This window comes from Fulvivirga aurantia (genome assembly GCF_009711475.1).
Taxonomy (GTDB): Bacteria; Bacteroidota; Bacteroidia; order Cytophagales; family Cyclobacteriaceae; genus Fulvivirga; species Fulvivirga aurantia.
This window is the reverse complement of the sequence record NZ_SMMD01000753.1, coordinates 1-7,289: the sequence shown is the minus strand read 5'-3', so window position 1 is coordinate 7,289 and position 7,289 is coordinate 1. Positions and strand designations below refer to the sequence as shown.

The following is a 7,289-nucleotide window of genomic DNA, read 5'->3' as shown; positions in this document are numbered from 1 at the left end:
CTATTTTTTAGTATCAACACAGCGCACGCACAACAAGATGCTCAGTTCTCGTACTATATGAAGAACCAGCTATACTACAATCCTGCATTTTCAGGTGTTGAAGGTATAACTCAAATTTCATTATTGCACAGATCTCAGTGGTTAGGTTACCCTGGTGGTGACGCACCAAATACTCAGGTATTTAGTATGACCACACCGATTTATAAGTTCAATAGTGGTTTTGGGGCAATAGTTGTAAACGACAACCTGGGCCCCCAGAATAACTTAATGATTCAAGCATCTTATGCCTATCATTTAGGTATAAAAAAATCAAAGCTTAGTTTCGGATTTCGAGCAGGTGTTTTTTCTCAGTCAATTGATTTTGATCGTTATGATCCGGCAGAACCAGATCCTGAATTGCGAGATAAGCAAGGACTGGAATCTCAGGTGAGACCAGATATGGCTTTAGGAATTTATTTTAGATCGGAAAAATATTATGCGGGTGTGAGTTTTAATCATATCTTGGAGGCTGAGTTTGATTTCGGATCAAATGAATTGCGAAATCCACTTGAGCAACATGCTTATTTAACTTTAGGTTATATTCATGAAGTGAACTTTGACTTAAAGTTAGAGCCGTCTTTATTGCTCCAAACAGATTTTAACTCCTATAACGTTATGTTAGGCGCTATGGGTTATTACAAAGATCAGATATGGGCGGGCTTGTCTTTTAGACAGTCTGAAGATGTAAATGCTTTGTTGGGATACAATTTTTTGAAAGATAAGTCGTTGAGCTTTGGCTACGCCTTCGGGTATGTAGTTAAAGATCAGGACGCTAAAAAGCCTACCTCACATGAAATTTTGGTGAGCTATCAATTGCCTGTTAATCCGGGCAGTGGAAAGAAGGTGGTACGCACACCGAGGTTTAGGCATTAAGAGCGAGAATTATTTTGCATTTAGTAAGAAATTATACAATTTGTAAAATATATGATCGAGAAAAAGTGGTCAAAAAACAGAAGTTGACGATTTTAAATTAATTTTTTTATATATATTTCCACCTCAAAAACTTAGTTGGCTTTAACTTAGAGAATTAAGTTAAAGAGTTTAAAGAAAAGTGTTATGTATAAAGTTACTAGAAGATTCTTCTACTCATTGTTGTTGTTGGCATCAACAATATTAGGAGGTTGTGGACTCTTAGGCCTCGGAGGCGCTGGAGGAGGCGATCAGGGCGAGCTCGTAGGTGTTCCCGGCCGAGAAGGATGGGTTATGACCCTTCCATATGGTATGGTGCCAATTCCCGCAGGTACATTCCACATGGGTCAGGCAGATGAAGACCCAGCTTCTACTCAAATCAATTTTAACAAGCAAGTTACAATTGGATCATTCTATATGGATGATACCGAAATTACAAATAACGAATATCGTCAATTCATAAATCACCTTTTAGAAGACTCAGTGAGTGTTCTTGGAGAAGAGAAGATTATGAGTGACTACTATCCTGACACCACTGTTTGGGTGAAGGATTTTGCTCATCATATGGGTGATCCTGTAATGGATTATTACTACTGGCACCCAGGTTATGACGACTATCCTGTTGTGGGCGTAAACTGGGATGCAGCAGTCTACTTCTCAGAGTGGAGAACTGCATACTGGAACGATTACAGAAGAAGTGTTGGCGAAGTACCAATGCCTTCATTTAGATTGCCAAACGAAGCTGAATGGGAATATGCAGCCAGAGGTGGAAGAGATATGGCTAAATATCCTTGGGGTAACCCTTACATTCGTAACTCTAAAGGGTGTATGTTAGCTAACTTTAAGCCTGGTAGAGGAAACTTTTATGACGATGGTTACGCTTACACTGCCAGAGTAGCTTCTTATTTTGCTAACGACTATGGACTATACGATATGGCCGGTAACGTATCTGAGTGGTGTCTGGATGATTTCAGTGCTATTTCAGTGCCAACCGTGTGGGATTTGAACCCTCAGTATATTGACCCTAGAACAAACCCTTCAGATAAAAAATATGATGCAGACATCATCCCTAAGAAAGTCATAAGAGGAGGATCGTGGAAAGATGTTGCATACTATCTAGAGACTGGTACAAGAACTTTCGAGTTCAAGGATTCTACCAGAGCTTACATTGGTTTCCGTAACGCAATGACCCATTTGGGTAGATCTTCGGGAGCTGAATTTTAATTTGACTATAACTAAAAGAACCATTAAATTAATCATCATTTAACTAAAACCTTAAGACAATGAGTAGAAAAAAAGGCGGATTTGCAGAACTGATGTTTAAAACCATAATGCCTAAGATTTATGGTATCGGTGCTGCAGTGGTAATTATAGGTGCTATGTTTAAGATCTTGCATTTAGAAGGAGCTAACGCAATGCTTATGATAGGTCTGACTGTTGAGGCCGTTATTTTCTTCCTTAGTGCATTTGAACCACCACACTCTGAACCAGACTGGTCTAAAGTTTATCCTGAATTAGCTGAAGACTATGATGGAGCAAGCGCTGCACCTAGAATTTCAAACAAATCTGGATCTGGTGCATCACCTAGTCAGGAATTAGACAAAATGATGGATAAGGCTAAAATAGGTCCTGAACTAATTGAGAGTTTAGGTAAAGGCATGAGAAACATGGCTGATTCAGCCTCTAAAATGTCTAATCTTGCTGATGCAGCAGTAGCTACAAATGATTACGCCAACAATGTGAAGACCGCCTCTAAATCATTGTCTGAAATGAATAAATCTTACGCCACCACAGCACAAGCTATGACTCAAATGGCTGATGCTACTAAAGATTCTAAAGAGTATCACGCGCAAATTCAAAGCGTGACTAAGAATCTAAGTGCTCTTAATGCTGTATACGAAATGGAATTGAAAGATGCTGATAGTCATGTAAAAGCAATGAACAAATTCTATACTAACATGGCTGGAGCATTAGATGGAATGGCGAAGGCTGGTGAGAAAACTAAGACATTTGCAAATGAATTAGATAAGCTTACCGGCAACTTAACTTCTCTTAACAATGTATACGGAAGTATGCTTACTGCTATGAGAGGTGGTGGAGGAAACCCTAACCAGAAAGGTTAAGGTCGACTCGTAAGAAAGAGATATTTATGATTTATTCATTTATAAAATTATTCTAATATGGCTGGTGGAAAAGAAACCCCAAGACAGAAGATGATCGGTATGATGTACCTCGTTCTGACTGCACTGCTAGCATTGCAGGTAAGTAACGCGGTACTCGAGAAGTTCGTCTTTATCGATGAGGCCTTAAGAAGATCGGGTGAGGAAGCACGTGAAAGAAACGTGAAAACTCTAAGTGCTATTTCTGCTGAAGTAGAAAAGAAGGGAAACAGACCTGATGATAAAAAGGCGCTTCAAAAAGCTACTCAAGTAAGAGAGATTACAAGCGATTTGCTTGAGTACATGGATGAAACAAGAAAAACCATGGCAAAAATAACTGGAGGAGGAGACGATGACGGTTATGATGAAAATGGTCAACTGATAGGAGCCAAAGATTATGATATCGTTGGTAACTATATGATACAAAAGAATAACGGTGCTGAACTAAAGAAAAAGCTTAATAATTATGCTAATACTCTTCAGCAGCTGACTGGAAACAATGACTTTAAGCCTCTGGCAAAGGATGCAAAGGATATTCCTATTGCAGCTGCGGATCCAAATCAAAATATGAAGACATTCTCTGAGTATTACTTTGGAAATACACCTACTGCTGCTGGTATGGCTACAATAAGTCACTTAGAAGCTGAAGTGTTGGCGTATGAGCAAAAAGCACTCGAGGATTTAGCAGAGCAAGTGGGAGCTAAAGATGTGGAATTTGATATTCTTGTTCCTTTGGTAAGACCTGCGTCTAATACTGTAGCTGCTGGAGCAGATTTTGAGGCAGACTTATTTATCACAGCTGCTTCTTCAGGTACTAACCCAACTTTTATGTATAACAGCAAAGAGATTGAGGCTAGTGTAACAGAGGCTGGTGTTAAGTACGGAAAAATTAAATTTCCTGCTACTGCTGGAAACTATGATCCTAAAACACTTACTGCTGAAAAATCATTTAAAGCAGAAATTGAGTTAAATGACTCTACATATGTGATTAATCACACTTACTATGTGGTGAAGCCAGTAATACAAGTTAGATCAGCAGCTCTTTCAGCACTTTATATGAATTGTGGAAATGAACTTGATATACAAGTTCCAGCGTTGGGTACTTCTTATAATCCTTCGTTCTCTTCATCTCAGGCTACTGTAGTTAAAGGTAATAGAACAGGATTAGTAACAGTTATTCCTAAAGGTAGAAGTAAAGTAAAACTTTCTGTTAGCAACTCTGGCAATGTATTAGGTACTGAAACGTTCGATGTAAAGAAGGTTCCACCTCCATCTATACAGATTACCTCTAGAGGTAGACCGGTAGACTTTGAGAAAGGTGTTCCTGCCGCTTCTTTAACTACACTAAAGGTAAGTGCAGAGGCTGACGAGAACTTCGCAAGAGAAGTGCCTAACGATGCAAGGTATAGAGTCAGAAAAATTGAAGTGAAATTAGCGAGAGCTGGAAGACAAGTAAAAACAGCTACGTTTACTTCTGAAAATCTTGACTTAAGATCATGGAGAAGTCTCTTCAGAAAAGGAGATAACCTGATCGTGAAAGTAGAGAATGTTAGTAGAAGAACTTATCAAGGTGAAAGCGAGAGAGTTAAGCCACTAACAGAAATTTATAGCGTTCCAATAGATTAAGTTATATCATAATGAGATTGACAAAATTTTTAGCGGTTGTCTTAGTGGGTTTATTCACTGTACCAGTTTATGGTCAGTTGAGTGAAGTAGAGCAGTATAATCCAAATTCAATAGAGCCTATACCTCGGTATGAGCATTTGTTTAAAAGAAGAGTTTGGAGAACTATTGACCTTAAAGAGAAACAGAATAAAGGTTTCTTTGCAAGGGGAGGTGAAATTACCGCTTTTTTGTTAGAGGCAATTCAGTCTGGTGAATTATCAGATATCTATGCTAATGACTCCTTAACAACTAAAATGAGTAAAGATGAGTTTTTAGACAAACTTGTTTTTCAGGAAGGAATTCAAATAGATGCATGGGATCCTAATTTTGAATATTATGAAGGAGACCAGGTAAAATATGAAGGAAAAGTATACACTGCCATCTTTGATGAAGTAAATTCTGTACCTTCAGAATCTCCTGATGATTGGGAAGAAACTCCTGGTGTAGGTGATGATGTATTATTCTTACCTAGACAAATCACTTTGTTAAGAATAATGGAAGATGTGATTTTTGATAAGAGAAGATCACGTTTATATCATAAGATACAGTCTATTGAGTTAATTATACCTGCTTCGGAAACATTAGATGGTGTTCAATTACCATTAGCAGTGTTAAAGTATAAGGATTTGCATAAATTATTCAAGGCACATCCTGAAAGCGCAATCTGGATTAACAGGTACAATAGTGCTGAAAATAAGAATTTTGCAGATGCGTTTACCTTAAGATTGTTTAGAGCTTCACTCTTCAAATTTGAAAACCCTGATAACGATCCTATAATCGATATGTATCAAGGTAAGAGAATGGAAGCTGTGATGGCATCTGAATGGTGGGAAATGCAGTTGATGGAAAAAGAGCATAACCTTTGGGAGTACTAGTACTCTTAAGTACAATCTCATTAGAAATATAGAAGGGGCTTTTAGCCCCTTTTTTTATTGAGGTGGTTTAGTGTGACTATTGCTTTTTTTCTACCAATTATTTTTGCTAGCTCATCTTCAGATGAGTTTTTAATCTTTTCAATTGATTTAAAATTCTTTAAAAGGGAGTTTGCTGTCTTCTCACCTATTCCGGGTATATCCTCAAGACCTGTTTTAAACGTTGCATTGCTCCTTTTTAAACGATGGAAGGTAATAGCAAAGCGATGTGCTTCATCTCGTAGGTGTTGTAGAAGCCTTAATGACAGAGATTTTTTACTAATATGCAGAGGTATTGAATCTTCTGGAAAGTAAATTTCTTCTAATCTTTTAGCAATGCCAATGATTGGGATTTGGCCATAAACAGATAAATCTTTTAAGGCACTACATGCGCTGCTTAATTGTCCTTTACCTCCATCTATAACTACCAACTGAGGTAATGGCTCTTCTTCTTCTAACAATCGCTTATATCGCCTGTAAACAACCTCCTTCATTGAGGCAAAATCATCAGGACCTACAACGGTTTTAATATTAAAGTGACGGTAGTCCTTCTTAAAAGGTTTACCATTTCTGAAGCAAACCATAGAGGCCACAGGATTAGTACCCTGAAGGTTGCTATTATCGAAACATTCGATATGCAATGGAGGCTCTGTCAACTTAAGGTCTGACTGTAGCTTGACAACAGCCTCATTAAGCTTGTCTTTTGGTTTGGCTTTTACTTTCTTATGCTTGTACTCTAAAGAATTGCGGAGAGAAAAGTCAACCAACTTTTTCTTATCACCTATTTTAGGTACAATTACCTCTATAGTTTCCTCTAGCTCAAAGGCAATGTTTGATAATACTTCTTTATGAATGCTGTTATGCTTGTACCTGAGTTGAACTGCAGCAAATTTGATGATTTCCTCATCAGTCTCATCCAACTTATTTTTAAGCTCTACTGTGTTGCTTAAGATGATAGCACCGTTTTTAATCTGAAGATAATTTACGAAAGCTTTGCTATTACTCCGCGCCATAGTAAATACATCTAAATCTGACAATTTAGGATTCACCACGGTTGACTTAGATTGAAACTTATCTAGTAGATCAAGTTTGTCTTTAAAAAGCTGGGCTCTCTCAAACTCGAGGGCTTCTGCAGACAAACGCATTTTATCCTTAAAATAGTTTTTTACAACTGATAAATTACCCTTTAATATACTCCGTGCCTGATCTATTTCCTGATTGTAATCAGCCTCTTCTTGTAAATTTTCACATGGACCTTTACAGTTACCGATGTGATATTCCAGACAAACTTTAAACTTGCCAGATTCTATATTTTTCTTGCTCAAATTAAGCTTACAAGTTCTAATGGTATACAACTTTCTTAGTAATTCAAGCACATTTTTCATAGCCACTACGCTAGAGTAGGGCCCAAAATATTCTCCTTTGGTAGGATCAAATTTTCTTGTTGAGATGACTCTGGGAAACCTCTCATTGATAATACATAAATAGGGAAATGTCTTATCGTCTTTGAGGAGTATATTATATCTTGGCTGGTTTTCCTTTATAAGGTTATTCTCAAGTAGCAGCGCATCAAACTCAGAATTGGCGATTACACATTCAATATTCT

General features: G+C 37.7%; 6 protein-coding genes. 5 read left to right on the top strand and 1 reads right to left on the bottom strand.

Annotation, left to right across the window (positions count from 1 at the left end; translation table 11 throughout):
• The 5 genes from E1176_RS09140 to porN all read left to right on the top strand — a co-directional run.
• Window positions 1-912 (top strand): PorP/SprF family type IX secretion system membrane protein (locus E1176_RS09140; protein ID WP_155210305.1); only part of this gene is annotated, 912 nt, incomplete at its 5' end.
• Window positions 913-1,095: 183 nt separating this feature from the next.
• A complete protein-coding gene (porK, locus tag E1176_RS09135; protein WP_155210304.1) occupies window positions 1,096-2,172 on the top strand; it encodes a T9SS ring complex lipoprotein PorK/GldK in 1,077 nt (358 codons plus the stop codon).
• A 59-nt stretch (window positions 2,173-2,231) separates the two neighbouring features.
• Window positions 2,232-3,071 (top strand): type IX secretion system motor protein PorL/GldL, encoded by an 840-nt coding sequence (porL, locus tag E1176_RS09130; protein ID WP_155210303.1) that lies wholly within the window; start codon window positions 2,232-2,234, stop codon window positions 3,069-3,071.
• A gap of 57 nt (window positions 3,072-3,128) precedes the next feature.
• Window positions 3,129-4,733 (top strand): type IX secretion system motor protein PorM/GldM, encoded by a 1,605-nt coding sequence (gene porM / locus E1176_RS09125; RefSeq protein WP_155210302.1) that lies wholly within the window; start codon window positions 3,129-3,131, stop codon window positions 4,731-4,733.
• 11 nt (window positions 4,734-4,744) lie between these two features.
• On the top strand, window positions 4,745-5,647 hold the full coding sequence (gene porN, locus E1176_RS09120; protein WP_155210301.1) for a type IX secretion system ring subunit PorN/GldN: 903 nt from the start codon (window positions 4,745-4,747) through the stop codon (window positions 5,645-5,647).
• 41 nt (window positions 5,648-5,688) lie between these two features.
• Here porN and uvrC read toward each other — a convergent pair.
• On the bottom strand, window positions 5,689-7,289 hold a 1,601-nt coding region (uvrC, locus tag E1176_RS09115; protein WP_155210300.1), incomplete at its 5' end, for an excinuclease ABC subunit UvrC.